Below are 536 nucleotides of genomic sequence, written 5' to 3' on the forward strand. Positions count from 1 at the left end.
ACTAGTGTCCGGTTAATTTGATTACGATCATGCTGAAACCCAGTGTTGACGTGGCTTTACAGCCGATTTCATGTGGTGTCGATTTGAAACAAGATACGTCAAATCAGTGTAGTTTTCCCCATCTGCTTGGGCTGGGGACTGCATATGAATGTCGGCAAGACACTGTTCGCACAAATCATGGATTTTATTCCATGGACCAGCTTTGCCCGCATAGTCGATCGCCACGCCGGCAATGCCGGGGTTCGCAGGATGACCTGCGCCGAGCAGTTTCGAGTGCTGGCCTTCGCGCAACTGACTTGGCGGGAAAGCCTGCGCGATATCGAGGCGACCCTGGGTGCCAATGCCGGCAAACTCTATGGCATGGGCTTGCGTCACCGCGTGCGCCGTTCCACCTTGGCAGACGCGAACGAGTCGCGAGACTGGCGCATCTGGTCGGATGTCGCAGCCTTGCTTATTCGCCGAGCCCGCAAATTGTACGACGGCGAGGACCTGGGGCTGGATTTGAACAACACCATCTATGCCCTGGACGCCACTAC

General features: G+C 55.8%; 1 protein-coding gene. It reads left to right on the top strand.

Annotated features, from left to right (window positions below; genetic code table 11):
- Positions 1-144: 144 nt before the first annotated feature.
- A partial coding sequence (locus tag Q6D67_RS21690) for a DUF4372 domain-containing protein (RefSeq protein ID WP_304707934.1) occupies positions 145-536 on the top strand: 392 nt, incomplete at its 3' end.

It is taken from the genome of Haliea sp. E1-2-M8, from assembly GCF_030649675.1.
Lineage (GTDB): Bacteria > Pseudomonadota > Gammaproteobacteria > Pseudomonadales > Halieaceae > Haliea.